General features: G+C 60.2%; 25 protein-coding genes. 7 read left to right on the top strand and 18 right to left on the bottom strand.

The annotated features are described in order from the left end of the window. Positions 1–160: 160 nt before the first annotated feature. Positions 161–703 (top strand): NADPH-dependent FMN reductase, encoded by a 543-nt coding sequence (locus JTP94_RS06040; protein ID WP_204849634.1) that lies wholly within the window; start codon positions 161–163, stop codon positions 701–703. A 428-nt stretch (positions 704–1,131) separates the two neighbouring features. Here JTP94_RS06040 and JTP94_RS06035 read toward each other — a convergent pair whose 3' ends face one another. From JTP94_RS06035 to JTP94_RS05985, 11 genes are all read right to left on the bottom strand, one after another. Further along, on the bottom strand, positions 1,132–1,326 hold the full coding sequence (locus JTP94_RS06035) for a hypothetical protein (protein WP_204849633.1): 195 nt from the start codon (positions 1,324–1,326) through the stop codon (positions 1,132–1,134). Positions 1,327–1,794: 468 nt separating this feature from the next. Next, positions 1,795–2,178, bottom strand: coding sequence for a VOC family protein (locus tag JTP94_RS06030; RefSeq protein WP_204849632.1), 384 nt, complete (start codon positions 2,176–2,178; stop codon positions 1,795–1,797). A gap of 14 nt (positions 2,179–2,192) precedes the next feature. Further along, positions 2,193–2,948, bottom strand: a complete 756-nt coding sequence (locus JTP94_RS06025; RefSeq protein WP_204849631.1) for an SDR family NAD(P)-dependent oxidoreductase — start codon at positions 2,946–2,948, stop codon at positions 2,193–2,195. 30 nt (positions 2,949–2,978) lie between these two features. Further along, the gene (locus JTP94_RS06020) at positions 2,979–3,503 is read right to left on the bottom strand and encodes a flavin reductase family protein (protein ID WP_204849630.1); all 525 of its coding nucleotides are present in this window, start codon (positions 3,501–3,503) and stop codon (positions 2,979–2,981) included. Then, positions 3,500–4,216 carry an ABC transporter ATP-binding protein gene (locus JTP94_RS06015; RefSeq protein WP_204849629.1) on the bottom strand — a complete coding sequence of 239 codons (717 nt, stop codon included), beginning with the start codon at positions 4,214–4,216 and terminating at the stop codon, positions 3,500–3,502. Before JTP94_RS06015 ends, JTP94_RS06020 begins: the two co-directional genes overlap by 4 nt. Then, positions 4,213–5,028, bottom strand: coding sequence for an ABC transporter ATP-binding protein (locus JTP94_RS06010; RefSeq protein WP_204849628.1), 816 nt, complete (start codon positions 5,026–5,028; stop codon positions 4,213–4,215). Before JTP94_RS06010 ends, JTP94_RS06015 begins: the two co-directional genes overlap by 4 nt. Next, positions 5,021–6,691: a branched-chain amino acid ABC transporter permease gene (locus JTP94_RS06005; protein ID WP_204849627.1), complete on the bottom strand. Its 1,671-nt coding sequence runs from the start codon at positions 6,689–6,691 to the stop codon at positions 5,021–5,023. Before JTP94_RS06005 ends, JTP94_RS06010 begins: the two co-directional genes overlap by 8 nt. 3 nt (positions 6,692–6,694) lie before the next feature. Further along, positions 6,695–7,792, bottom strand: coding sequence for a branched-chain amino acid ABC transporter permease (locus JTP94_RS06000; RefSeq protein WP_204849626.1), 1,098 nt, complete (start codon positions 7,790–7,792; stop codon positions 6,695–6,697). Next, on the bottom strand, positions 7,789–9,030 hold the full coding sequence (locus tag JTP94_RS05995; RefSeq protein WP_204849625.1) for a branched-chain amino acid ABC transporter substrate-binding protein: 1,242 nt from the start codon (positions 9,028–9,030) through the stop codon (positions 7,789–7,791). The genes JTP94_RS06000 and JTP94_RS05995 overlap by 4 nt, the downstream gene beginning before the upstream one ends. A 118-nt stretch (positions 9,031–9,148) precedes the next feature. Beyond that, positions 9,149–10,210: an LLM class flavin-dependent oxidoreductase gene (locus tag JTP94_RS05990; protein WP_204849624.1), complete on the bottom strand. Its 1,062-nt coding sequence runs from the start codon at positions 10,208–10,210 to the stop codon at positions 9,149–9,151. 32 nt (positions 10,211–10,242) lie between these two features. After that, positions 10,243–10,974 (bottom strand): SDR family NAD(P)-dependent oxidoreductase, encoded by a 732-nt coding sequence (locus tag JTP94_RS05985; protein WP_204849623.1) that lies wholly within the window; start codon positions 10,972–10,974, stop codon positions 10,243–10,245. Positions 10,975–11,249: 275 nt separating this feature from the next. On the opposite strand from JTP94_RS05985, the gene JTP94_RS05980 reads away from it, so the two are divergent. The 4 genes from JTP94_RS05980 to JTP94_RS35340 all read left to right on the top strand — a co-directional run bounded on the left by JTP94_RS05980 (position 11,250) and on the right by JTP94_RS35340 (position 14,923). Next, a complete protein-coding gene (locus JTP94_RS05980; protein ID WP_204849622.1) occupies positions 11,250–12,323 on the top strand; it encodes an LLM class flavin-dependent oxidoreductase in 1,074 nt (357 codons plus the stop codon). Next, on the top strand, positions 12,320–13,324 hold the full coding sequence (gcvA, locus tag JTP94_RS05975) for a transcriptional regulator GcvA (protein ID WP_204849621.1): 1,005 nt from the start codon (positions 12,320–12,322) through the stop codon (positions 13,322–13,324). Before JTP94_RS05980 ends, gcvA begins: the two co-directional genes overlap by 4 nt. Positions 13,325–13,380: 56 nt before the next feature. Continuing rightward, on the top strand, positions 13,381–14,166 hold the full coding sequence (locus tag JTP94_RS05970) for an NAD(P)-binding domain-containing protein (protein ID WP_204849620.1): 786 nt from the start codon (positions 13,381–13,383) through the stop codon (positions 14,164–14,166). Positions 14,167–14,395: 229 nt separating this feature from the next. Then, positions 14,396–14,923, top strand: a complete 528-nt coding sequence (locus JTP94_RS35340; RefSeq protein ID WP_246754674.1) for a hypothetical protein — start codon at positions 14,396–14,398, stop codon at positions 14,921–14,923. Between the two features lie 228 nt (positions 14,924–15,151). Here the strand turns inward: JTP94_RS35340 and JTP94_RS05960 are convergent, their stop codons facing one another. The 6 genes from JTP94_RS05960 to JTP94_RS05935 form a co-directional block, all read right to left on the bottom strand. After that, on the bottom strand, positions 15,152–15,982 hold the full coding sequence (locus JTP94_RS05960) for an alpha/beta hydrolase (RefSeq protein WP_204849619.1): 831 nt from the start codon (positions 15,980–15,982) through the stop codon (positions 15,152–15,154). 149 nt (positions 15,983–16,131) lie between these two features. Further along, positions 16,132–17,784: an AMP-binding protein gene (locus JTP94_RS05955; RefSeq protein ID WP_204849618.1), complete on the bottom strand. Its 1,653-nt coding sequence runs from the start codon at positions 17,782–17,784 to the stop codon at positions 16,132–16,134. A gap of 164 nt (positions 17,785–17,948) precedes the next feature. Then, positions 17,949–19,232, bottom strand: coding sequence for a nitrate/nitrite transporter (locus tag JTP94_RS05950; RefSeq protein WP_204849617.1), 1,284 nt, complete (start codon positions 19,230–19,232; stop codon positions 17,949–17,951). A 134-nt stretch (positions 19,233–19,366) separates the two neighbouring features. Beyond that, positions 19,367–19,810, bottom strand: coding sequence for a cupin domain-containing protein (locus JTP94_RS05945; RefSeq protein ID WP_204849616.1), 444 nt, complete (start codon positions 19,808–19,810; stop codon positions 19,367–19,369). A gap of 32 nt (positions 19,811–19,842) precedes the next feature. Further along, positions 19,843–20,649, bottom strand: coding sequence for an alpha/beta fold hydrolase (locus JTP94_RS05940; RefSeq protein ID WP_204849615.1), 807 nt, complete (start codon positions 20,647–20,649; stop codon positions 19,843–19,845). A 13-nt stretch (positions 20,650–20,662) separates the two neighbouring features. Beyond that, a complete protein-coding gene (locus JTP94_RS05935; protein WP_204849614.1) occupies positions 20,663–21,208 on the bottom strand; it encodes an NAD(P)H-dependent oxidoreductase in 546 nt (181 codons plus the stop codon). Positions 21,209–21,490: 282 nt separating this feature from the next. Here JTP94_RS05935 and JTP94_RS05930 point away from each other — a divergent pair, with 282 nt between their 5' ends. Both JTP94_RS05930 and JTP94_RS05925 read left to right on the top strand, forming a co-directional pair. After that, a complete protein-coding gene (locus tag JTP94_RS05930; RefSeq protein ID WP_246754673.1) occupies positions 21,491–22,663 on the top strand; it encodes an acyl-CoA dehydrogenase family protein in 1,173 nt (390 codons plus the stop codon). Positions 22,664–22,816: 153 nt separating this feature from the next. After that, positions 22,817–23,644: a LuxR C-terminal-related transcriptional regulator gene (locus tag JTP94_RS05925; protein WP_204849612.1), complete on the top strand. Its 828-nt coding sequence runs from the start codon at positions 22,817–22,819 to the stop codon at positions 23,642–23,644. A 272-nt stretch (positions 23,645–23,916) separates the two neighbouring features. Here the strand turns inward: JTP94_RS05925 and JTP94_RS05920 are convergent, their stop codons facing one another. Further along, the gene (locus tag JTP94_RS05920) at positions 23,917–24,348 is read right to left on the bottom strand and encodes a transposase (RefSeq protein WP_246754677.1); all 432 of its coding nucleotides are present in this window, start codon (positions 24,346–24,348) and stop codon (positions 23,917–23,919) included. Positions 24,349–24,572: the final 224 nt, after the last annotated feature.

Raw genomic sequence — 24,572 nt, 5'->3', positions numbered from 1 at the left:
ACCTTCAGCACTACTACGGGCTGCTCCGCCCCTGTGCTCCGCTTCGGTAATCTCACCCTCGCAGGGACCGCCTGCTTGGGTTTCTCCCTTAACATCGGAGCGACAGGTTCCCGCGTTCCACACGAAAGCCTGGTGAAGAGTCACGCCGCCTTCATGCCGGATGCCGCCTGGGCAGAAATCAGGTCGCCCCCCAGACTCGTCCCGGGCTAACGAAGACATCGAAGTGGAACTGGTCGACCTGCGCGATCACCCGCTTCCCTTGTTCGACGAAATGGCATCGAACTTGTGGATGCCAAGCCAGAATGCCGAAGCAGTGCGCTGGCAGGAAACTATCGCGCGCTACGATGGCTACATCTTCGTCGTCGCGGAATATAACCACTCGATTACAGGGGTTCTCAAGAACGCGCTTGATCAGGCCTACAAGGAATGGATCCGCAAGCCATTCACCGCCATTGGTTATGGCGGCACTGGTGCGGCGCGTGCGATCGAACATCTTCGGGGAATCGGCGTGGAACTACAGATGGTTTCCACGCATGCTGCCGTTCATATTTGCGCCGGCGATTTTATGGCCATACATCCGGCCTTCGGCAACAAACCGATCGCCGAAATCGAGGCAAACCTTCTGCCCACGGCAAAAACTGCACTCGACGAACTGGTCTGGTGGGCCAAGGCAACGATGGCGGCAAAGGCAGCCGAGGCCTGATCGCTCAGGTGGGTGGGCCTGCGAGCTATGCCGGCCCGCTCGATGCCGAAGCGAGGCGGCGGACGAGGCCTCCGAAATCCAGGGCGAAAGTCGAAAACATCCGTTCCCTTCCCTGCCGCGACGGCTGATCGCTTATTAAAACTTAGGCCGCCCGCGACAGGATGACCGCGTTTGCCGCCTCAACAAAGCCTGCACCACCGGGACCTCGCTTGACCCAGCGTGGAGGCTGGGGGAGCCTATCGAGATACGTGCGTACCGTGCTCACCCCCCACTGTATGCTGAAAGAACGAAAACATGGGGGCGTCGTTCATGGAATCGCGAACATAAAGAACGGCTGAACGATCTGAATCTATATCGAGGCCATACTGATCAAGGAGAACACGTCGCGCCATAGCCAGCTTGTCATATTGACCGAGCCAGCCGAGTATCTAGAGATTATTGACTGTCACAGTGGCGGACATGCTGCGTAATGCGTCAAGAATGGTGACTTGCTGGGCCTCATCATCCGGTTGCGTAAAAGCAACGCTGGTGAGCTTGAACGGTTGATCGTCGGAAAAGCTGGCCGAAGGAACGGCACGCTGTACGTTCTGCGCTATCACTGCAAGACGTTCGGATATAGCCACACGGTCTCCATCCCGTTGGCGGCGTCCAGCTCGTTGGCGCTAACATCTACAGCGCATTGACGCGCTTTGACGCCAAGGGCACGATCGCCGAGAGGTAGCAAGCATCCGCGAAAATGTCAGGCAGCTGGCAGATGCTCATCCGAAGATCGCCCGCAACTTTCTGCTACAAGAAAATAGATAGGCCGCGGCGGCATTTCTTGCGGCCATAAACAAGATTATGCCGGCACAATTCGCTTCTTGATTTTGGGGACATTAACCCACCCCTCGACGGAATGCGTATAGCGCTCGGCAGGGTGGGTGTTCACAGCCACGATAATTGTCTTCCGCCGCTGGTCGGCGTTGGTGCATCTGTGGACGCCCCGACTTGGGAATCCCCACTCGATTTCGATAAGAAATGAACCGCTTTAGACTTGCCCGATCAATGCACAGATTCCGGTTTTGGTTGAATTCCCTGAGGAGGTGAGCCCGTTAACCGAGGCGGCAGGATTCCGCCGCCCGCTCGAAGAGCTGGACAATGTGGCCGTCCGGATCTCGGACGGTCAATACCCGCCCGTGCGAGCCCATGTCGCGTAGTTCCAGAACCTCCACGCCGCCTACGGCGAGCTTTTGCCTTCGCTCGTCCATATCATCGATCTCGAACACCGGAATTGCACCCGCAGGGCTGTCTTGCAATCCAACGGGATATTCCCCGGTCGCCCCGATGGCGAAATTCGTGCCGCCGGCGGCAAACTGCACCCAGCGGCTGCCGTCGGCGAATTTCACCTCTAGTCCCAACAGGTGCTCGTAGAAATCCCGGGTTGCCGCGACATCTCCTGCGACCAACCACGTATTCTGCAGACGCTTTACAGGCATCGTTCCTCCCGCTTTCAGTACACTGTCCAGCCGGCATCGGCGACGATGCAGGCTCCGTTGATATAGGCGGCGGCGTCCGAGGCCAGGAAGACCGCGACAGGTGCGATATCGTTCCCCGTCGCCTGCGGCGGCCGAGTGGGCAAACCCTTCTTTCTCAGTTCCCATCCCGATGCCGACGGTTCGCTACCTGATGCAATATTGGTCTTCACCGATCCCGGTGCAATGCCGTTGCAGCGTATGCCGCGATCACCATAGGCTGCTGCCACCGAGCGGGTAAGGCCAAGAACGCCGTGCTTCGTGGCCGTATAGGCAAATCCCGCCCTGCCCCCTTGGAAACTTGCGATGGAGCAAGTGTTGACGAAAATGCCGGCGCCGCGCTGCAACATGCCAGGCAGTGCGGCACGGGTAACCAAAAACGGACCGGTGAGATTGACATCAAGCACGTGCTGCCAAAGGGCATCGTCCGTCTCGTCGACCGGCGCCATGCGATCGAGCACGCCCGCGTTGTTGCAGATCACCGCGGGCGGACCGAAACAAGCCTCCACCGCCGCCAGCATGCCGGCAATCGGCTCCTGCTTGCCGACATCGGCAACGTGGGTTGCAAAGCTTTCCGGCGCGTCGATGATCGCCGCCGTCTCCTGCAGCCTCTCGGCACTGAGGTCGACGGCGAAGACCCGGGCGCCGGCCGTCACGAAGGCCTGCGCCATTGCCCGGCCGATGCCGGACGCGGCTCCGGTGATGATTGCCACTTTCCCATCCAGACGCGTCATGAGGTCATGTTCCCTATTCAATTTAATTGATCATGCGCCGTAAAAACTGCCGGCGCGATAGACCAGTCCAGGGCGACCAGGCTGCACGCGGGCGGCAACTACCGAGCCGATGAAAATGGTGTGGCTTCCCCAATCGAGGGTTCCGGCGGTGCGGCAATCAAAGACCGCGAGCGCATCGGCAAGCGCTGGCGCGCCGGTCCGCATGTTCTCCCAGTCTCCGAGATCGAAGCGTCTTTCGCCGCGGATGCCGTCGCGTCCGGCAAAGCGGCTGGCGAGCTCGCTCTGTTCGGCCGCAAGCACATTGACGCAGAAGAAACCGCTCTCGCAGATCGCCTTGTACCCGTCGGAATCGCGATTGATGCAGGCAAGCAGCGTCGAGGGTTCGGCGGAAAGCGAACAGACGGCGGTTGCCGTCAAACCACGCTTTCCGTCCTTCGACAGCGTGGTGACGACGGTGACGCCGGCGGCGAATTCGCGCATGGCGGCGCGAAAATCGTCAGCGGCCAGCGGCGGGTCGATACAGGTATTTGCCGCCGCTCCGAATGGCATGTTCATTTCTCCTCTCCCAAATAGGCACTGCGCACACGGGGATGGTTGAGCAGGTCCTCACCCGAGCCGGAAAGCGTGACCTCGCCGGTATCCAACACGAATGCATGATCGGCGATCTCGAGCGCGCGGTAGGCATTCTGCTCCACCAGCAGCACCGTCACACCCTGCCGATTGATGCTTTGCACCGCGTCCAGAACGGTATCGACGATCTGCGGCGCAAGGCCCATCGTCGGCTCGTCCAGCAGCAACACGCCGGGTTTCGTCATCATGGCGCGTCCCATCGCAACCATCTGCTGTTCCCCGCCCGACAGCGTGCCGGCAAGCTGGCGTCGCCGCTCGGCAAGGCGCGGGAAAAGCTCGAGTATTTCGTCCAGATCCTGCTTGCGTCCCGTCTTGCCCTTGCGCGCGAAGCCACCGATCTCGAGATTTTCAAACACTGTCATGCGCCCAAACAGGCGGCGCCCTTCTGGGACCTGCACAAGACCTTCGCGCACCCGCAAATGCGGTGGGAGTGCCGTGATGTCCTCCCCGTCGAGGAGCACGGTGCCGGATCGCACGTCCCGCAAGCCGCAAAGCGCATTGAGGATCGTGGTCTTGCCGGCGCCGTTCGCGCCGACGATGGTGGCGATGGTGCCGGCCGCAACGTGAAAGCTCGCGTCGCGCACCGCGGCGATCTCACCATAGGCGACCGTCAGGTTTCTGACTTCGAGGGATTTCATTCGACGGCCACCTTCCTGCCCGCTTGCGGCGCCCGGACACGGCGACTGCCGAGATAGGCGGCGATCACCCGCTCGTCGGCCTGGATTTCCGATGGCGTCCCTTCCGTCAGGACTGTGCCGCGATCGATGACGGTGATGCGCTCGGCAACCGCCATCACCACCTTCATGTGATGCTCGATCAGAATGACGGTGATACCGAGCCGGCTTCGGATCCGTTCGATAAGCTCCACGAGTGCGACACCTTCCGCTGGGTTCATGCCCGCCGCCGGCTCATCGAGCATCAGAAGCCGTGGACCGGCAACGATGGCCCGGGCAATTTCCAGCCGCCGCTGGTCGCCATAGGAGAGATGCCGGGCAAGCTCGTTCGCCCTGTTTTCGATGCCCGTGAAGGAGAGGATTTCGTGGGCCTTCTCCCTCGCCTCGCGCTCCTCCCTGCGATACCGCGGCGTGCTGACAACGGCCTGCCATATCGGGCAGGACAGCCGGCGATGCAGCCCGACCAGAACATTGTCCACCGCCGTCATATCCGGAAACAGCCGGACGTTCTGATAGGTGCGGGCAATGCCGTATCGCGCCACGCGATGGGCGGGAAGGCCATCGATCCGCTCGCCGGCGAGATGGATGGTTCCGGCGGTGGGTTTGACAAAGGCCGTGATACAGTTGAACAACGAGGTCTTGCCCGCGCCGTTCGGCCCGATGATGGCATGAATGCTGCCGGCGGCAATGCTCAGATGAACATTGTTGACCGCGTGCAGGCCGCCAAAGCTCTTGTAGAGGCCATCGACTTGCAGAAGGTTTTCCGTATCAACCATGGGCGACCCCCTTTCCGGCGGAAGCGACCTTGACCGGCCACAGCCCCTCGGCGCGGACATGCATCATCACGACGAGCGCCAGGCCGTAGAAGAGATAGCGGAACTCGCCGAACTCGCGCAGCAATTCGGGCAGGCCGATCAACACGGCCGCGCCCACCAGAACGCCGGGCAGGCTGCCGAGCCCGCCGATGACCAGGATCGCCAGCACGTTGATCGAGACCAGGAGCTGGAACGAAGACGGGAAGACCGAGCCGATCAACACCGCGAAGACCGCGCCCGCTGCCCCTGCAAAGGCCGCGCCGACGGTATAGGCGACCAGCTTGGAAGCGACTGGATCGATCCCGAGCGCCTGCGCGACATCCTCGTCCTCGCGTATGGCGAGCCAGGCCCTGCCGATGCGCGAGCGTTGAAGCCGCCAGGAGATGAAGGCGACTACGGCGGCAAGCGCCAGCGCCAGATAATAAAGCTCGGTGGGTTGGTTCAGCACGATGTCGCCGAGCATGGGTCGCTTGATGCCGATCATGCCTTGCGAGCCGCCAAGGATCGGTGCGAGAGCGTCGGAGAGGACGAGAACCCGGACGATTTCACCAAGGCCGAGGGTGGCCATGGCGAGATAATCGCCGCGCACGCGCAGCACCGGCAGACCGAAGAGAAAGCCGGCCGTGGCGGCCAAGCCGACTGCGATCGGCATAGCCAGCCAGAAGGAGATGTCAGCGATTGCCAACGGTCCGTCGGAGCATAACAGCGCGATCGTGTAGGCACCGACAGCGAAGAACGCGACAAAGCCGAGATCGACAAGGCCGGCAAGCCCGAGTTCGATATTGAGCCCCATGCCCATCAGCATGTAGAGCGCGACCAGCATGGCAATCTGCGCCACGAAATCACTGGTGATCATCGGCAGCAGCAGAACAGCGACTAGGAGTGCCGCAAGCCCAAGCCGTGAATGTCCGTTGCGCGGGGACGCGGGCCGTCGGGATTTCATGTAGGATATTAGCGTGGCCGCAACGACGAGGATGCCACAGGTCAGCGGATTGAGCCCCATGGATCCGAATGCCGCGCGGGCGAGCGAGGCGCCGCCCGGAAGATTTTGTATCATGGCAACGAGAACGTCGCGAAACAGTCCAGCGATGAGCGCCGTTGCAAGGCCCGTCAGGATCGCACGACGCAGGTTTCTACCCAGTTGAGTTAGCCCTGCTCCGGCAAGGGCGAAGACCAAAGCCCCCGCCAGAATGCCCGCAAAGCACTGCCATGATGCTCTGGCAAATCCGAAGCTCATGACATTCAGCAGCATCGGACTGGCGGCAACGAGGATCGTGCGGATATTGGTCGTCGCGACCAGGACCAGCATCAGGATAAGGCAGATGGCGGCGATGAGGCCCGCTACGGCGCCCCAGGCAAAAATGGGTGCTTTGGATAGGCCGATCTCGTCGGCAGCCTTCGCGCCGCAATAGCCGGCGACGCATGCGGTGACCGCGAGCACGATCTGCGAGAGGGTGAGCGTGTCCTCGACGATGAAGCGCTTGTCCATGAGGACGTAAGCGCCGATCAGCGCGAAAGCCACAGCCGAAAGACCGGCGAGTACGCCGATGCGCAAGGCTTCCTGCAGCGCGCTCCGGCGTTTGCGCACAAGCCTGTAGGACGAAGTGACGACGTTGAAGGACATGGGTCAGGCCCTCTTCGCGGCAAGCCGCTCGCCAAGCAGACCCTGCGGCCTGAAGATGAGAATGAGCACCAGCATGCCGTAGCCGATCACATCCTTGAGCTGGTAGGGCGCAGGCAAGCCATATCCTTCCAGCAGGAGAGCAGGCCCGAGCGCCTCGGCAAGCCCGAGAACCAGACCGCCGAGCATGGCGCCGCCAAGATTGCCGATACCACCGAGGATTGCCGCCGCAAAGCCCTTGATGCCGAGCGAAAAACCGATGAAGACGGTGATCTGTTTGAAAACTAGCGCATAGAGGACGCCGGCGACACCAGCCATCGCACCGCCGATCGCGAAGGTGAAGACGATGGTGCGGGAGACATCGATCCCGACCAGGGCCGCTGCGTCACGGTCTTCGGAAACCGCACGCATTGCCTTGCCGAGAGGACTGAGGCGAACCACGGCTGCCAGGCCGGCGAGCGCGATCGCCGCGAAGGCAAAAGCAACGATCTGCGGAATGGGGATGACAAGGCCGGCAAGGTTGACCGTTCCCTCCATCCAGCCAAAGGACGGATAGGCGCGGTTGCGGGTGCCGAACAACCCACGGGCGCCATATTGCAACACGAAGGAGAGGCCGATCGCGCAGATCAGTGGCGCTAGCGAGCGGACGTGCAGAAATGGCCGGTAGGCAATGCGCTCGATGGTCATGGACACCGCCGCCCCGGTTCCCATGGCGACCGCCAGCACGATGGGCAACGCCAAAAGCGGCGCGGCACTTGTCAGGCCGGCATCGGCCAGCGCCAGCGCCGCAAACAGACCGGCAAAGGAGCCGGTCATCATCACGTCGCCATGGGCGAAGTTGATCATCCTCAATATCCCGTAGACCATGGTATAGCCGAGTGCGATCAGGGCGTAAACGCTGCCGATCGTAAGCCCGAAGACTACGAAGGAGACGAAATTGGTGAGAGAGTAGGTGCCGGCGGTCACTCCGCCGGCAAGACCCACCAGGACGACCGCCGCCACGGCGATACGAATGGCGAGCATGAGATGATCGACCCATATCGATCGGCGCAGCCATTCCGATATCCCGTCGCTGATCGTCACGGAGACGGCGCGCACGTTCATGGGTAGATCCGCTTAGGATTTTCGCCGGGGGCGAAGGAAGAGGCATCGTCGCTGACGAATTGCCAGACGGCGTAGGTTGCGGCACTGCAATCGCCATAGGCGTTGCATGAGAGCATGCCGGTCAGCCCCGGCACGTTCTTCGAGGCCATCATCGCGTCGAGCAGAGCCTTGCGGCCGATATAGAGATTGCCCTCAGCGTCGGTCTTGGCGGCCGTCTTGATCGCATCCAGCGTCAGCAATGTTGCGTCATAGCCATAGGCACTGAAGCCGCCTGTCGGCGCTTCGCCATACTCATCCTTGAACTTCTTCACGAAGACCGGAAACCGTTCCGAGAAAAGTTCGGTCGACGGTCCCACGAGACGAAAGCCGACAATATCCTTGCCCGCCGCCTCGATGACATTGGCGCTGAACACACCTTCGCCGCCGATCACGGTCGTCTTGGCAAGGTCCGGCACTTCGGGGAGCTGGCGCAGAATGAAGCCGATGCTGGAGGTAAAGACGGGGGTGAAGACCAGGTCGGGCTTCTTGGTAGAAATGCGCGTCAGCACCGGACGCATGTCGGTGTCGGTCGGGGCAATCGCTTCGCTGGCGACGACGGTTCCGCCCTTGGCAACGAAATCCTTTTCGAAAGCCTTCACCAGCTGTTCTGTATAGGGGCTGCCGTCATGGATCGTGGCGACTGTCTTCAAACCAAGCTTCGAGACGGCATAGTCGACGGTGAAGGAGGCGCTCAGAAGGTCGTTCGGCACGACGCGAAGGAAGCCCTTGAACTCCGCCGGGCGATCCGCAGCGGTCAATGCCGGAGCCGTGGCGCCGATGCCGACGCTCGGGATCCCGGCATTGGCGAGGATCGGAAGGCCGGCTCGCGCGCCGCTCGAGCAGGTCGGGCCGACAACGGCGATGATTTGCTTGTTGCCGGCAAGCTTGGTGGCGGCGGTCTGCCCGCCCTCGGCGGTGCATTGGGCGTCCTCACCGAGAAGCTTCACCGGGAAATCCAGCACCTTGCCACCCTGATCCGCGATGGCGATTTCTGCCCCGCGCAACTCGTCGATACCCTGGTTGGTGTCGCCGCCCGACTGCGACGTGTAGCCGCCGATCAAGATGGGATCGCCCTTGGCGATTTTCACGACGCCGATATCGTCGGTCACGGGACCCAGCGTTTCGGCGGAAGATGAAGATACAATGGTCGTCATGAGCAGTGTCGTAAGCGACACCGCTGCTGCGAATTCTTTCAACATGTCGTTTCCCTCTGGTTCGATTGTCCCCGTGAGCGTCGTTGCGTTCACGTCATCTGCTGAAATTCCCTGTCTGTCCTTCCGAGGCGTTTTCCTTCCCTATGCGATCTGTCGTCGGCTTCTATCGGCCGATCCTGTCGAGCGGACCCAGCTCCTTCTCGACCAGCGGCAGCACTTCGGCGCCGAAGCGCTCGAGCGAGCGACGTGCGCGGGCGACCGGCATGTCGCCGAACTGGAAGAAGCAATTGTAATGGCTGGGCCAGAGCGTCCTGATTTCGGCGATCAGCCTTTCGGCGACATAGTGGGCGTCGCCGATCAGCAGATTGTCGCGGAAGACCTCAAGCGGCGGCTCGTCCGGAAAGGGTGCGGCAACCACATGCGAGCCGTCCAGCGTCAGCACGTTGCTACGCAATCCGTGCACCAGCCTGCCCACCCAGCGGGCACGTTCGGCCGCCTCGAGCGCCTCTTCCTTGCTGTCGGTCACATGAATGTATTGTTGCAGGGCAACCGGCATCGATCTACCATCCAAGCCGCCAGCCACCCAGGCCTCCCGCACTTTCTCGGTAATGTCGGGAAGTGCCTGTGATCCGCGCCAGCCGGCGGTCACGAACGGAATCCCGCCCCATTTTGCGAGCGCCTTCAAGATCGGCGGATGCGGCGAGGTGCAATAGACCGGTGGCATCGGCCTTTGCTGGGGCCGCACCGTGAAGACGGCTTCCGGCACATTGACGTAGCGGCCCTTCAGCGCCGCGCGCCCCTCTGTCAGCGCCTGCTCGACGATGCTCCAGTATTCGAGGAAGATATCGGCCTTTTCCGTCACCTCGGCGCCATAGCGCTCGAATTCATAGGCCTGGTATCCGGTCCCGACGCCAAGAACGGCCCGGCCGCCGCTCAACTGATCGAGAAGCGCGATCTCCTGCGCCACGCGCATCGGGTGATAGAGCGGCAGCACGACGACGCCGGCGCCGAGCTTGATGCGGCTGGTGATGCCAGCCATATGCGCGGCGACCATCAGCGGCGAAACGCTGATCGAATAGTTGGTAAAATGATGCTCCGCGAACCAAGCAATCTCGAAGCCGATATCCTCGGCAAGCCTGACCATGGTGCGCGTGTCCTCGATGATACCGCCGATCCCGCCCGGATTGTCACGCAAGCTCATGAGGTTGAAAATGCCGAAATGCATGTCGAGTGCCCTGCTTTAATTGGGGGGATGGATCAGGCGATGAAGTAGCCGCCGCTGATGGCGACGGTTTCGCCGACCATGTACCTGTTCTTCTCCGAGAGGAGGAAAACGATGACATCGGCGACATCTTCAGGCTCGGCGGCGCGGCCGATCGCGGTCTGGGCCGCAAGCTCCGGCAGAAAACCCGCCGCGCGCGCCTTTTCCGTCGCGATGCCGGCCGGTGCCACGCCATTGATGAGGATATTGTCCGGCGCGCAGGCCTCGCCAAGGCTCTTGGTCAGGCTGACCACCGCCGCCTTCATCGCCGCGTAGTGTGCATTCTTCGGATGAGATTTGAGAGCGTCGATGGAGGCGACATTGACAATGCGCCCGCCACCATTTTCCTTCATATGCGCGATGACGGCGACGGACACGGCGTAGAGGCCGCGCACATTGACCGAGAAGCTGAAATCCCAGTCCTCGTCGCTGATGTCGAGGATCGGCCGTCTTGGGTAGACGCCGGCGCAGTTGCACAGGCCATGAACGCGGCCTGCTCTGGCAACGACATCGCCGACGAGTGCGGCGGCACCGGCGCGGGTGGTGATGTCGCCGATGATCGCAAATGCAGCGCCGCCGGAGGATTCGATTTCTGCGACCACTGCGTCGGCCGCTTTCGGATCGATGTCGATGATTGCAACACGCGCGCCTTCTGCCGAAAGTCCGAGCGAAACGGCCTTCCCGAGCCCGCTGCCACCACCAGTTACAATCATGGTCTGGTTCTTCATGATACCCCGCTTGGCCGGCCTTACCTTGCCGGTTTCGAATGTCGATGGGGGACTGTCTCCGGTCTTTGGACAATCAGCAAACGATCTCTTCTCATGACCCGATAAGCGCAGACGCTATGACATGGCTGACTGAAGCTGTACTGTCGTGCACATTAGATAAGCTAATTTGTGAGCCGATCGATCCATGCCTATCATTTAGGCTACCTGGCGAATGCCAGAGAAAATCAAATGCCGTCCGCGCGCAGATGCAGGCCGGACTAGGGAAAGAGACAAATATGGTCAAGCTCGGCCTCTTTAACCTGATGGGACTCTACGACAGGAATACCTCGCCTGCCTCCGTGCTGAAGACGACTGTCGACGCGGTGAAAATGGCCGAGGATTTCGGCTTCGATGTCGCATGGTTTGCCGAGCACCATTTCACCAATCATTCGATCTGCCCATCCTCCATGCTCATGGTTGCCCATTGCGCCGCCGAGACCAAGCAAATCCGGCTGGCACCCGCCGTGCTCGCGCTGCCTTTCTACGATCCGCTGCGCCTGGTGCAGGAGGCTGCCTTCACCGATCTCCTGACCCATGGCCGGCTCGTGCTCGGATTGGGTTGCGGCTACCAGCCGCACGAGTTCGAGCGGTTTCGCGTGCAGCCGGAAGAGCGGCATTCGATCATGCTCGAAGCCTGGACGATCCTCGAACAGGGGCTCACCGCTGGCGTGGTCGAATTCAGCGGCAGACACTTTTCCATCCCACGCACCGAACTCTCCATGCGTCCCTTTGGCCTTGCCATGCCGGACGTCTTCGTCGCCACCAGCCATCGCGATCCGATCGCGCGCATGGTCAGGGGTAATCACACGCCGTTCATGAGCTTCGGCCATCGCGGCCTGAGCGCAGCACGCAGTTTCCGGGACAGGATTGCCGCCAGCTGGAGCGACGCTGGCGGCAATCCGGACACGATGCCGCTCGCCGTTCAGCGTTATGTCTACGTCACCGACGACCGCGACGACGCGCGCCATGCGGCGCAGTGCGTGCGCGACCTCGCCCGCGCGGCCGTGCCGCTTTCGACGGCCGACCCCAAGCGGGACGGTCCGTTCCTGCGCCTGATGCCCCTCAACGACGAACCGCCGCTTGACGATTTCCTCGACAATGCCGTCATCGGATCGGCAAGCTATTGTGCCGAAAAACTCGTCGGCGAAATCAAGGCCCTGAAGCCGACACACCTCTCCTGCTTCATGGGTTTTGCCGGCATCGGGCGGCGGGAAACGCTCGCCTCCATCGAGCGTTTCGGCTGCGAGGTTATCCCCCAGCTCGAGGGTCTGGTGGAGCTGCGCAACACGACGTTAAGGGATGCCGCATGAACGAACGCCCCTTCGGAACAAACTTGCTGGGAGAGGCGATCGAGATCGCCACGAATGAGGCGGTGCCGACCGCGCCGCAGGACTGCCAGCCATCCGGAGGTTCGGGGCGTCGCATGAATCGACTGCCGCCGCTCAACCTGTTTCGCGTCTTCGAGGCGGCCGCGCGCCACGGCAGCTTCACGGCTGCCGCCGACGAGCTTTGCGTGACGCAATCCGCGGTCAGCCAGCAAATCCGCCAGATCGAGGATCTATTGGATGTGCGGCTGTTTCGCCGCCTGCCGCGTCGGGTCGAGCTGACGCGCGAGGGCACCCAGCTTGCAAGCGCCGTGCATGAATCGCTTGCCCTGCTCGCCCGGGCCTGCGAGCGCATCGTCGACCCAATGGCGCCGACGGTGCTGTGCATCAACGCACCGCCGGCAATCGCCTCGCGCTGGCTGGTGCCGCGCCTGAAGCGCTTCATGCAGCTCAATCCGCAGATCAAGGTAACGCTGCTCGCCTCCAACGACACGGTGAATTTTGACCGCCAGGATATCGATGTCGCCATTCGCTGGGGTCGCGGCGACTGGCAGGGCGCAAGAGTGGAACGGCTCGGCCCCGACAAGCTGTTCCCGGTCTGCAGCCCCTCCGTCCTGCGCGAAGGGCCTCCGATCGTCAGCCCCGGCGATCTTGCCCGCCATACCCTGCTGCAGAACATGAATTCCAGCCTCTGGGCCACCTGGTTCGCAACCGCCGGCGTCGCCAGCATCAATTTCGACGAGACGCTTTATTTTAATGATGCCGGTTTGTTGCTGGACGCCGCGGTGCAGGGCCAAGGAATCGCCTTGGCAAACCATATGCTAGTGGAAAACGACCTCAAGACCGGAAGGCTGATCCGCCCCTTCAACACCGAGATCGAGAGCGGCGAAGGCTATCATATTCTGACAAGCCCGGATTTCTCCGAAAAGGCGGCCGTCGCGGAGTTCCGGCAATGGATCCGTGCCGAGGGCGCCGGCAGCGGGTGAAACCCACCCCATCGTTTTCCGAACTCTTTATCCCCTTCCTTACAGGAGACCGCTTCATGCACAGGCTCGGCTTCATCGGAACCGGAACGCTCGCGCAAGCCGTTATCGGTGGCCTCGAAACAACCGACGCTGGGCGGATGCAAATCCTGCTTTCACCACGCTCCGAAACCGTCTCAACGGCGCTCGCCGCTGCCTATCCAAACGTCCGGCGGGCAGAAAGCAGTGTGGAGGTCGTAGAGGAGAGCGATATCCTTTTTCTAGGCATGCGGCCCCATCAACTCGATGAGGCCGTGGCGAGTCTGCCTTTCCGGGAGAGCCACATCGTCGTCAGCTTTCTGGCGGGCGCATCGATCGAGAAGATTCTGCCAACGGTTCACCCTGCCCGCAATGTCGTGCGCGTCAATCCGCTTCCTCCAATCCGTTTCCGAAAGGGACCGGTTGTGCTGTATCCCGCCAATCCGCTCATTGAGGAGCTCTTTGCCGGAATCGGCGACTTGATCGTTGTCGATAAGGAGAGCGACCTGCATGCCATCGGCATTGCAAGTGCGCTGATGTCCTCTCACTATGAACTGCAGAACCGGCAGATCGGCTGGCTTGTGGCCGAGGGTATGCCCGTGCCGGCTGCCGCCGCCTATATACGGTCGATGTATGACGGCTTGGCGGAAGTCACCTTGCAAGCATTGAAGGTGGGAGAGCCGGTGATCCCCCAACATCACGAGACAAAGGGCGGTCTCAACGAGCGTGGCCGCGCACAACTTCTCGAAGCGGGTTGGTTCGACGAGGCTATCTCTGCGCTTGACATCATCAAGGACCATGCCTCCGGATTGACCAGACGTTCATGAATAGGCGAAACGGTTCGCGATGGCATTGGTGCCGCGCTGGCACGTTGTTGGTAAAACGTAAGCATTGAGCTGCCGAGGGAAAGAGCAAACCAGCCTACCAGTGAGGGTTCTCCACTCGGCCATTCCCTGGGGCACGATGGCGATTTTGTTTCTGATGAGGCGAAACGCTGCCAAGCGACACCCCGGCTGCTTACGACCTGAAGGTGGTGGTCTTGATGGGTATTGAACCGTGGACCCCGCGATCCTCATCCGGCATCACGCCTTATTATGGAACTTATCGACTGATCTGGAGTTGTTCCAACGATCCTTTCGATGGACACCCGAAATTTGCTACGTGCCACCGTTTCGCTTCGAAGCTTTCGGATCCGTGATCGTCGCATGCGAGCTTGACCGGACAGGCGATACCAAAGCCTTTGAAAAGGAATGCGGAATGTACAATGCGAAGCGTGATAGTGAAGGTGGGGGAGCCTCTCATGCCATTCCATCCATGGGAGCGATAGAAGGCCGAATAACGGTTCTTGAAGTCCTTGCTGCGACATCTCTCCGATTGTTATTAAAGGAGGGTGATAAGATTGCGGCCAAACAGGCGCTCTCGTCGATCCGCAAAGCGATGCGTGCCAAATGCAACGACGTTCATCTTAGCGCAGACGACTCAAAATCTGCTCTCGCCTACGTGAAGGAACTGATGGATGCGACCCTGGAGAGCGCCGAATTTGCTGGCGCCCAGAGCCTGCAAGATCCCATGCTGGTCGCCTGATCCCCACCTCGGCGGGTGCTAGCCGGGGGTCTTGATGGCGGCCGATGGAGAGGGTTCTGTTGTGTCTGTTGCCGACGGCAATCGAACACCCTTCGTTGATGGTACAGCAGATGACGTCGAGTGGCCGCCCCAGCAAAACTGGCCCCATCGGCGTATTGTTGATGATCAGCAGAAATTGAACTGCTCTAGGTAGCCGCAAGGAAAGTCCCTGGCGAACTTGTCGCCGATCTAAATGGCCAACAACGTTCTCGTGATCGCTTGACTTGCATCTGCGAGCCCGTCGAGCACGTTGAAGTGGTGCCGATCGGGCTGCTCCACCGTTGCCGTCTCTGCGCCCAATCCGGTCCATATATTGGCAAGAAGCGCGTTCTGCCGCAGGAACTCCGAGCGTTCCCCGGCCCCGGCCCAGCATGTCAGACGCGCATGCGGCATCGGCTCCAGCAGCACAGGGCTCTCTGTCTTGGCCTCCTCGGCGTCGATCCGCAACATGGCGTTCATCGCCGTCTTGATGATCGGTCTCAAATCATGCACGCCGGATATCGAGACGACGTGGTCAATGCGTCCGCGTATGACTGCCGGCAGCGGCGACGTCGTTGTTATCATTCTCGTGACGAGATGGCCGCCGGCCGAATGTCCGGCAAGCCGTATCGGCCCGCGTACCATACCAGTCGCAGTCTCTATCGCTCGACCGATCTCGATTGTAATGTCCGTTATCCGAGCCTCAGGGCAAAGCGTGTAGGAAGGGATGGCGACGGCAAACCCGTGAGAGACCGGACCGTTGGCGAGATGCGACCAGAGCTTCTTGTCCAGCCGATGCCAGAAACCGCCATGCACGAAGACGACCAGGCCTTTCGGCTCACCCTCGGGGAGAAACAGGTCCATGCAGTTTCGCGGTCGCTCACCATAGGCGACATCGAGTTTCGATCGCCCTAGCGCGGCAAGCCTATCGCGATAGGCACGAGCCGGTTCCACCCATGCGGCCGGCCACCGATCCCCGTGGGGAATATTTGGGCCATTGGAATAGGCGTCGTCCCAGTCATCGATATGATGAAGGATCATGGTGTCGTCTCCTTGTCTGAAATTGCGGCGGACTGCATCTGATTGCTGTCCACCCAGCACGTGTTCACAGATTCAGAAATGCCTGCAAACAGGATCGCGGTCCCGGCTGAAGGAACGTCACTTGGGTCAATATCGATACGGGAAACGTATCAGCCGGTCCTTTTGGACGGCGGGCCCTCCGGTGGCGCGCTGTTCGCCCGTTGACGAAGCACGAAGCGCTGCAGTTTTCCGGACTCGGTTTTCGGCAATGTGTCCATCCATTCGATAGCGCGCGGATACTTGTAGGGCGCCAGGTCCATCTTCACATAGTCCTGCAAGGTCTTCCGAAGGGAATCATCGCCCGTAAAGGCATCGTTGAGAACGATATAGGCCTTTACGACCATGCCGCGGCTTTCGTCGGCTGCGCCGACGACGGCACATTCGGCTACGGCGGGGTGCGCCAACAGGCTGGCCTCTACCTCGGGGGCCGCAATGTTATATCCGGCAGAGACGATCATGTCGTCATTTCGAGCCTGATACCAGAAGTAGCCGTCCTCATCCATACGGTAAGTATCGCCGGTAATGTTCCATCCGTTGGCGACGTAGTTGAGTTGTCGATCATCGGCAAGGTAACGGCAGCCGATCGGACCGCGAACCGCAAGTCGTCCAGCGGTACCGGCTGGACATCGATTGCCGGCGTCGTCGATCACCATGGCCTCGTAGCCCGGAACCGGAAGCCCCGTGCTGCCGGGACGGATCGCCTCAACAGGCGCGGAGATGAAAATGTGGAGCATTTCCGTGGCGCCTATCCCGTCCATCAGCTGGATACCTGTCGCGTTCAGCCACGCCTGATAGGTTGGCAACGGCAGAACTTCACCGGCGGAGACACATTTGCGCAACGAGGATAGATCGTAGTCGCCGATCTTTGCCAGGATCGCCCTATATGCGGTGGGAGCCGTAAAGCAGACGGACGCTCGAAACTCCTCGATCGCCCTTGCCAGGTCGTCCGGCGCTGAGCGTGCGGGCAGAACGGAAGAAGCGCCGATCCGGAACGGAAACAGCACGAGTCCGCCAAGGCCGAATGTGAACGCGAGCGGCGGAGAACCTATAAAGATGTCGTTCTCGTCGGCCCGCAGGACGTGCCGCGCGTAGCAATCGCAGATAACGAGCAGGTCTCGATGATAGTGGATGGTTGCCTTGGCAACTCCGGTCGTTCCGGATGTGAAACCGAGCAGGCAGGGATCTTCAGCGCGTGTCTCAGGCGCCATGAAACTGTCCGGCATATCTGCCAGAAGACCGCCCAGCTCTCCGTCGCTCGTTCCAAACCATGAGACCACCCGGTCCAGCCGCCCAGTCAGTCGGGCGGCGGCCGTCATATCGTCCATCAGACTCATCTCGCAGAAAGCGAGACCGATCTCCCCCTTTTCGATGATCTGGACGAGTTCCTTCGCCCGCAGAAGCGGCATCGTTGCGACCACGATGCCGCCGGCCTTGATGATGGCGAGATAGAGCGCGACCTTGGTGGGATTATTGGCCGATCGCAAGAGCACGCGGTTTCCCGGTCGCATTCCGAGCATGTCGACCAGCATATTCGCCATCCGGTCGATGACGTGCGACAGCTGCGCATAGGTCCAGACCAACCCGGGCGCCCGGATGGCGATCCGATCTCCGCGGCCATCGAGGACATGACGGTCGACCAGTTCCACAGTCGCGTTCAAATGCTTCGGGTAGCCGAGTTCCTTCAGATTGATCAGATCGGGCATGCGATCCGGCGGAGGAAGGTTGTCGACTACGAATGTGTCGAGGTGGCAGGTGTCACGCATGATTGTCTCCATCGAAGCGGGGCGCTTTGTTCGAAAGCCGACCGTTTCCCTGTCATTCAACGATTTTCTTTGCAGACCGCAATCGCCCGGCGACGCATGCTGGACAGGCGTTGTGTCGAACTTCTCACTGTCAGCCGGTCATGCCGGCTGACAGTGAGCATCCTTTAGCTTCTGGACGCAGAGCCCACCACACTGTTGCTTGCAACGGCGGCGGATTCGCGGGCCATGGCGACGATGACCACAAGCAGGACGGCCTCCGCGATGGCAAATGCGAGGAACGCGCTGCTGAACGACCCGCCCGTAGTGTGGATGACCACGCCCATCACCCATGGAGATATGAAGGTCGATAGGATCCCAAAAATTTCGGCAAAGCCGACGGCCGCAGTCGCCAGCTCATCGGGATACTTCTCGCTGAGCAGAGAAAAGATGGCACCGCCACCGAACAGCGCTACACCGCTGAAGAGCGCCAGAAGGATCATCCAGGTGAAAGAGATCGGCTGCGCAGTTCCAACGGTGAAGGAGATGGCAACCAGCAGCGCCAGAGCGGCTCCGATCTTGATCATCAGGGCTTTCCCGAGGTGATCCGCTGCATATCCGCCGACTACCAGGAAGAACACCTGAGAGATGCCCATCAACGTGCCAATCAGGGCAGCGTCTGCAATAGGCATGCTGTGCACAGTGATGTAAGCCGGAATGACCCAGGTCGCCGTTCCGGCAATGGCCATCGTGCAGGCTGAAATCCCGAAACCTCCGACGTAGATCCACCGCGATTTGAAGATGCCCGCAAGCGACGCAGTTGCCGCCTTTGCCTTCTCAGTTTCCCAGAGGAAGCCGGCAATGCCGATATTGGCCGGACCATTACGAACGAACAGGGCGATGAATCCTGCGATTAGCAGCGTGCCTCCGGCCAAGATCGCGAAGAATACCCGCCAGCCGAAGGCGATCGTGAGGGGCACCCCGATGGCGAAGTCCAGGGTAATCGCAAGACTATATGCCGCAAGGATCAGACCGACGACACTGCCGCGGCGTGCCTGCGGAAACCATCCGATCACGAGTTTCATGTTTCCAAGAAAGATCGCGGCGTCGAAGAAGCCGACGATCAGCCGCAGCGTCAGCAACTGACTGTAGCTCTGGACATAAACCTGCAGAACCATGCCGATGCCGGTGCCGGCAAGGCCGATCAGCAGCATGCCACGGGCACTCATTCCGCGGCTCACCTGCGACCAGACGATCATGCCCAGGCCATACGTCAACGCGAAAATGCCCTGCGCCAGACCGGCCTGGGCCGGATCGAGCGTCAAGGTCTCTGAAATAAACGGTATGACGGCGGCAAAGGCGTACCAGTCGGCTGCCAGGAACATCTCGCACAGGAGGGCCAGCGTCAACATGCCGATCTGCCAGCGTCTTATGCGAGATTTGTCGAAATCCGATAGCATTTCCCATTTCATTGTCGTTCCCCTTGTTTGATGTCTACGCTCGACCATGGCCTCCTTGGTGGCGGCTCTTGGGGCGAGGTCGGATGAATTCGGCCGGATTGGCGGCGGTTTCCTCTCCGCCGCTCATCGCGTTGCAGGCATGGCACTCAGCCTTGTGGCGGAAGGAAATGAACCTCGTGTTCGGCGGCAATGCGAACGACTTCGGCCGGATCGCCGAGATTGTGGATGCGTTCGAACAACCCCCTGAGCTTGGCTGTGGGCGAAACCCAGAAGAAACACTTCACGGTTCCGGCGGAATTGTTGAAGAGGCCATGCGGAATACCCATCGGCATACGGATGACATCACCAGCAGTTGCCGTCGCTTTTTCGCCATTCAGAACCAGATCGAGCCGCCCGTCGAAGATATAGACGAATTCATCCTGCGTCGGATGAACATGGGGAGGCACGAATGTGCCCGGCGGGAATACCGCATGCCAGGCCATCGACGAATCCGACTCCTGTTTGAGCGTGTAGGTCTGTCCAAGAATGTTCCAGACGACGCCGTCGAAGGCCTCGTCGTTTTTGGTGACGCCGGGGAGCATATCAACCATGTCTCTTCCTTCCTGAGTTCGGTCTTGATGAGCTACGTGTTGAAAAAAAGAAGAAGAGCGTCGGCCGCTTCGGGCCGCTCTTCAAAGACTAGGTGACCGGTCTCCGGGAATAAATGCAATCTCACATCTGGAAGCGCGGCTAGCCAAGCGTCGGCCTGGGCCGCCGGCCGCATACGATCGTCAGCGCCCCAAAGCAGCAACGTGGGGACACGGATGCGGTGAAGTAGTCCCTGCAGTTTCGGGTCGCCTTGCGGATCCTTTTGCAAGAGGCGGCCGAGCGCTGCCATCTCGCGTCCAAGGGAGCGGTCGAAGGCTGGATCGGGGACCGTCGGGAAATAGCTATGGGCGATCTGCGGATCGTGGGTGAGATAGCCTGGCAAATCCTGCGGAATGACGATCGACAGATCTGGCACCGGGTGTTCGGGGACGACCAGGCCTGCAGGCGCGATCAGTGCCAAGCGGCAAACTCCGCTTTTCTCCTGTGCCGCGAATTCAGCCGCGATCCAGCCGCCGAGCGAAAAGCCTGCAAGATCGAAGTCATCGAGGCCGAGATCGGCAAATAGGCTCTCATAATGGCGAACAACTCCGTCGATCGATGTCATCAGATCGCTGTCGCCGGATTCACCGAAGCCCGGATGGTACGGAATGATCACCCGCCGCTCGAATGCAATGCGGCGGGCGAACTCGAAGCCCGGAAACGTGCCCGCGCCATGCAAGAAGACCAGCGGTCGTCCTTGCCCGATGGCGTGCACGACAGTGTGGACGCCGCCGATATCATATTCCGTGCGTTGGAAACCAATCATATCGGGCAGAAAGAGGGTCCCTATATTCTGTCTCATATTGTTATCGCCCCTACTCTGCGGCTTCGAGGCGCTGACGGTTGATGAGGCTTGCAAATTGCGACGCGGCGGCCGCAACGCGTTGCAAGATCAGCGGATTTGATGGAAGGCCATCCGTGAAGTCGTTCTCGCTGGCGTAGATGGCGGTCGGAACTGTGCAGGCTTCGAAGAAGCCGAGCAGGGGCCGCAGTTGATGTTCAAGCACGAGGCAATGGCGCGCGCCGCCGCCGCTCGCGGTTAGCAGGACGGGCCGATTAATCAGCGCGCCGGGGTGAACCAGGTCGAAGACATGCTTGAAGAGGCCACTGTAGGATCCCTTGTACACGGGGCTCCCAACGACCAGGCCATCGGCGCCTTCGATCGCCGTCACCAGTTTCTTGGCGTCGCCAGTGAGGCTTCCCGGCTGGAACGCATCTAAGCGAAGGCCGGCCAGGTCGAATATCTCGACCTCGATGCCATAATGCAGCTGGAGGTGGGATGAGACGCTTTCCACCAATGCACGTGTCTTCGAGGGCCTTTGCGTGTTTCCACAAAAGCCTATGACCTTTATGCCGACCATTGGCTCGAACTCCCTATCTGGGCGACACGCATTTTTGCTGTTCAATCGCCCGCTAAGTTCCCAGTGCACGAAGTATTCGGCGCCATGCGTCAAACAAACAACGCCCCCACATGGGGGCGTTGAAAGAGGCTGGTTGCGGAGCGAAGCTAGCGGCAAGAGACGGCGTCCATGCGTATGCGGAAAGCTATTCAAAGATTGCCGACAAAATAGACATAGAGGGTGAAGCGAATGAATATGTCCGCCGTCAAACCGAGGGATTCTCGCGCAGACGATTTCCAAGAAATGTCGCTTCGAGTCGAGGCCATACTCCCTGCCATCGAAGCCGCTGCTGAAGAGAGCGAGAACCTCAACCGCCTCGCCGACAGCACATACGGCCTTTTGAAGGACGCGGGGCTCTACAGCATGCTCATGCCTAAGGAGCTTGGCGGAGCGGAACTGCCGCATGTCGACGCCATGCGGCTGGGTGAACGCATCGCCTGGGCGCACGGATCGGCCGGCTGGTGCGTCGTGGTAAACAACGGCGTTGGCGGCGTCCTGTCGATCCTATTGCCTGACGATGGTGCCCAAGATGTCTTCGCACACGGGCCGAATACAATGGTTGCGGGTAATGGAGTGCCGCGCGGCTATGCGCGCGCAGTCGAAAACGGCTATATGATCCGCGGCCATTGGGCTTATGGGAGCGGTATTCATCACGCGGACTGGATCCATTCCGGCTGCTTCCTCACAGATGATGCGGGCAATGTTCTAAAGCTGCCCGATGGCAAGCCGAAAATCGTGGTCACCCACCATCCGCGCGCGACTGTCGAGCTCAAGGGAAATTGGGACGTCCTCGGACTGCGCGCCACCGGGAGTTTTGATTACACGCTGAAAGGTGCCGAAGAGTTGTTCGTGCCGGAACGCTTCTGCTATGATTTCAGCGTTGCCACAGCCAAGCGCGGCGGCAAGCAATCGACGCTTGGGCTCGTCGGCTACACCGCTTGGGGCCATACGACCTGGGGGCTTGGCGTCGGCAGGCGGATGCTCGACGAACTGAAGAGCCTGGCATCAAAACGTATCGACGCCTTTGGAAAGATGAACGAGGGCGCCACCTTCAAGTACGAATTCGCCCGCGCCGAGGCGCGTTTCCGTTCCGCTCGCGCCTTTGCCTATCAGGCATGGAACAGTGTCGCTGAGACTTTTGCGCGCAATGAGGAAGCCTCGCTCGAGCAGATCGCCGATATCAAGCTGGCGCTACGCCATGTTCATGACGTGATTTCCGACGTCGGTACCTTCGCGCATAGGGCAGCACGCGGTGCCTCGCTGCACAACGGCGTCATGCAGCGTGTCTATCGTGACATTCATTCAGGAACCCAGCACATTCTGATGGCTGACGAGATCGTACAGGAATGCGGGCGCGTCTATCTCGGCGCCGTTGGGCCAAACGCCAAATGGGACGTGTTCGGCGTCAACGGTTGACGCCCGCAGGACAAGGGCGTTGGCCATCTTCAGCACTTGCATTTGCGCAATTTTGCCGCAAACTGTGATCCGCAGAGAACGTTGTATCTGGACGAGGAAATTGCCTATTTTACCGCATTGACAGCCCGGGCCGACGAACGGAAGGAGAAATGAATGAACATGTCTTCTGACGTTGCGCAACGCTCTGCCAATGGGGTCGTCGGAGACGCTATTCTGTCGGTTGCCGGGAGTCGATCACTGCAAGCGCTTGGTGAGGCATGCCACAGGGGAATTGCCCAACTCATCGGATCTGCCGCCGTCGGCCTTTATTTTCTTGATCAGCGCAGACCTCATCTTTTCTATAGCAAGCAAGCCCCGGAAGGCTTCATCAGCGAATATGGCAAAGGGTCCTATCGCCACGACCCTTTGCTCGCTTATGTCCAGGAAGAAGGCAAGCCCATCGACGGCGCTACGCTGCTCGGTGCCTCAAACTGGCCAAGGTGCGGTAACTTCGACCTTCTACAACGGTGGGGCTTCATGCATTGCATGGCCGGGCCGCTGTTTATCGACCACAAGATCGCCGGCGTCTTTTACACCGCCAGCGATCTGAAGTCCCAGGCCTACCTGCAGACAGCGCAAGAAAGCATGCAACTCCTTTGCAGGGCGGGTTCGTTGGCTCTTGCCCATATGGTCGAAATTGGCCAGTTAAATCAATGCGATACGACTTGGTCGGAGCAATCATCCTCGAATTTAACAGGAAATGTGCGTGGATTGGCCGACAATGCAACAATTCGCCAACTTCCCGAACGCTCGCGCCAAGTCGCCCTGCTCCTTTGTTACGGCCATTCCAACAAGCAGATCGCTCGCACGATGGGCATTTCGGCATATACGGTCAAAGATCACATCGAGCGGCTTTGCAAACGCCTCGAGGCGCACAACCGGACCGAACTGGTGCAGCGCATGTTGACGGCGGTGAGTTCTGAAGCGCGACCTGCGAGGTGATAGAGGCTGTCGGCACTGTAACGTTCGCCGAGAAGCGATGAAAATGTGGGATCCGGTGTCACTTGGCAGAAGTTATTTGTAAGAATGCGGCCGTTTCGATTTAAGTGGTCCCGGTTGGGACGATGGTTACCCATCGTGTCGCTTGGACGCGCTGTAGCCGAGATCGAGGCTCGCTTGCATCGCACTGAAGGCGATTTCGCCGTGACCGTTGCCCCCGATAGACCGTGTTGCACGGATGAGGTCGTAGTCAGCATTTACCCTTTCAGCAATGATCAGCTGACACGCTCGTAGTTTGCCCGTCCGAAGGCGGACATGCGGTTCAGCGCGCTGGCGGCGATGCACGTTTCGGCGGTCTGGTTTTCGATGTTCTTGGCGTGCAGGTGGTCGCCGATGACCGCCTTCCAGCGCCCTATCTGAGTTTCGATCCGGGATCTCTGGTTGTAGCCGGTCGCAGCCTGCCAGGCCATCCGGCCGTGTTTGGCGATATGCTCGATATGCTGGTTCCGCTGGCAATTGCCGCCGGGAACAGCGTTCTTCGGAGGCGGGACGACGACATCGACCAAGTATCCGAAAGCGGCCGCCAGGCAATCTGAAACGCCAGAGCCATCATAGGCGCCGTTTGCCAGAAACCGACCTACTGGTGCGTCGACACGTCCGAGAAGGCTTGGCAGCGCGGTCTCGTCGCCAACGTGCTCGGTCGTCAGTTCGGATGCGAGAATGTCTCCGCTGTCAGGATCGAGGGCAAGATGCAGCTTTCGCCAGGTCTACGGGCGCCTTTGGCACCGTGCTTGTGACCGTTCCTGTCGTTTGGCAGTTAATCGTAAGACTCTCTCTGCAATAGTTTCAATAAGATAGCCCGGCACTTAAAGTGAGATTGGGCAGTTAATGTGAGATTTTCTTTTGGATTTCGGCACTTAATGTGAGAACC

Source organism: Martinezella lusitana (assembly GCF_016901135.1).
Taxonomy (GTDB): Bacteria; Pseudomonadota; Alphaproteobacteria; order Rhizobiales; family Rhizobiaceae; genus Rhizobium; species Rhizobium lusitanum_D.
The sequence above is the reverse complement of the archived record's forward strand: the minus strand, read 5'-3'. Positions and strand labels throughout refer to the sequence as shown.

Coding starts and splice junctions, on each gene's coding strand:
- JTP94_RS06040 (WP_204849634.1), top strand. CDS start 161: ATGCCGCCTGGGCAGAAATCAGGTCGCCCCCCAGACTCGTCCCGGGCT.
- JTP94_RS06030 (WP_204849632.1), bottom strand. CDS start 2,178: ATGCCTGTAAAGCGTCTGCAGAATACGTGGTTGGTCGCAGGAGATGTC.
- JTP94_RS06025 (WP_204849631.1), bottom strand. CDS start 2,948: ATGACGCGTCTGGATGGGAAAGTGGCAATCATCACCGGAGCCGCGTCC.
- JTP94_RS06020 (WP_204849630.1), bottom strand. CDS start 3,503: ATGAACATGCCATTCGGAGCGGCGGCAAATACCTGTATCGACCCGCCG.
- JTP94_RS06015 (WP_204849629.1), bottom strand. CDS start 4,216: ATGAAATCCCTCGAAGTCAGAAACCTGACGGTCGCCTATGGTGAGATC.
- JTP94_RS06010 (WP_204849628.1), bottom strand. CDS start 5,028: ATGGTTGATACGGAAAACCTTCTGCAAGTCGATGGCCTCTACAAGAGC.
- JTP94_RS06005 (WP_204849627.1), bottom strand. CDS start 6,691: ATGTCCTTCAACGTCGTCACTTCGTCCTACAGGCTTGTGCGCAAACGC.
- JTP94_RS06000 (WP_204849626.1), bottom strand. CDS start 7,792: ATGAACGTGCGCGCCGTCTCCGTGACGATCAGCGACGGGATATCGGAA.
- JTP94_RS05995 (WP_204849625.1), bottom strand. CDS start 9,030: ATGTTGAAAGAATTCGCAGCAGCGGTGTCGCTTACGACACTGCTCATG.
- JTP94_RS05990 (WP_204849624.1), bottom strand. CDS start 10,210: ATGCATTTCGGCATTTTCAACCTCATGAGCTTGCGTGACAATCCGGGC.
- JTP94_RS05985 (WP_204849623.1), bottom strand. CDS start 10,974: ATGAAGAACCAGACCATGATTGTAACTGGTGGTGGCAGCGGGCTCGGG.
- JTP94_RS05980 (WP_204849622.1), top strand. CDS start 11,250: ATGGTCAAGCTCGGCCTCTTTAACCTGATGGGACTCTACGACAGGAAT.
- gcvA (WP_204849621.1), top strand. CDS start 12,320: ATGAACGAACGCCCCTTCGGAACAAACTTGCTGGGAGAGGCGATCGAG.
- JTP94_RS05970 (WP_204849620.1), top strand. CDS start 13,381: ATGCACAGGCTCGGCTTCATCGGAACCGGAACGCTCGCGCAAGCCGTT.
- JTP94_RS05960 (WP_204849619.1), bottom strand. CDS start 15,982: ATGATCCTTCATCATATCGATGACTGGGACGACGCCTATTCCAATGGC.
- JTP94_RS05955 (WP_204849618.1), bottom strand. CDS start 17,784: ATGCGTGACACCTGCCACCTCGACACATTCGTAGTCGACAACCTTCCT.
- JTP94_RS05950 (WP_204849617.1), bottom strand. CDS start 19,232: ATGAAATGGGAAATGCTATCGGATTTCGACAAATCTCGCATAAGACGC.
- JTP94_RS05945 (WP_204849616.1), bottom strand. CDS start 19,810: ATGGTTGATATGCTCCCCGGCGTCACCAAAAACGACGAGGCCTTCGAC.
- JTP94_RS05940 (WP_204849615.1), bottom strand. CDS start 20,649: ATGAGACAGAATATAGGGACCCTCTTTCTGCCCGATATGATTGGTTTC.
- JTP94_RS05935 (WP_204849614.1), bottom strand. CDS start 21,208: ATGGTCGGCATAAAGGTCATAGGCTTTTGTGGAAACACGCAAAGGCCC.
- JTP94_RS05930 (WP_246754673.1), top strand. CDS start 21,491: ATGTCGCTTCGAGTCGAGGCCATACTCCCTGCCATCGAAGCCGCTGCT.
- JTP94_RS05925 (WP_204849612.1), top strand. CDS start 22,817: ATGAACATGTCTTCTGACGTTGCGCAACGCTCTGCCAATGGGGTCGTC.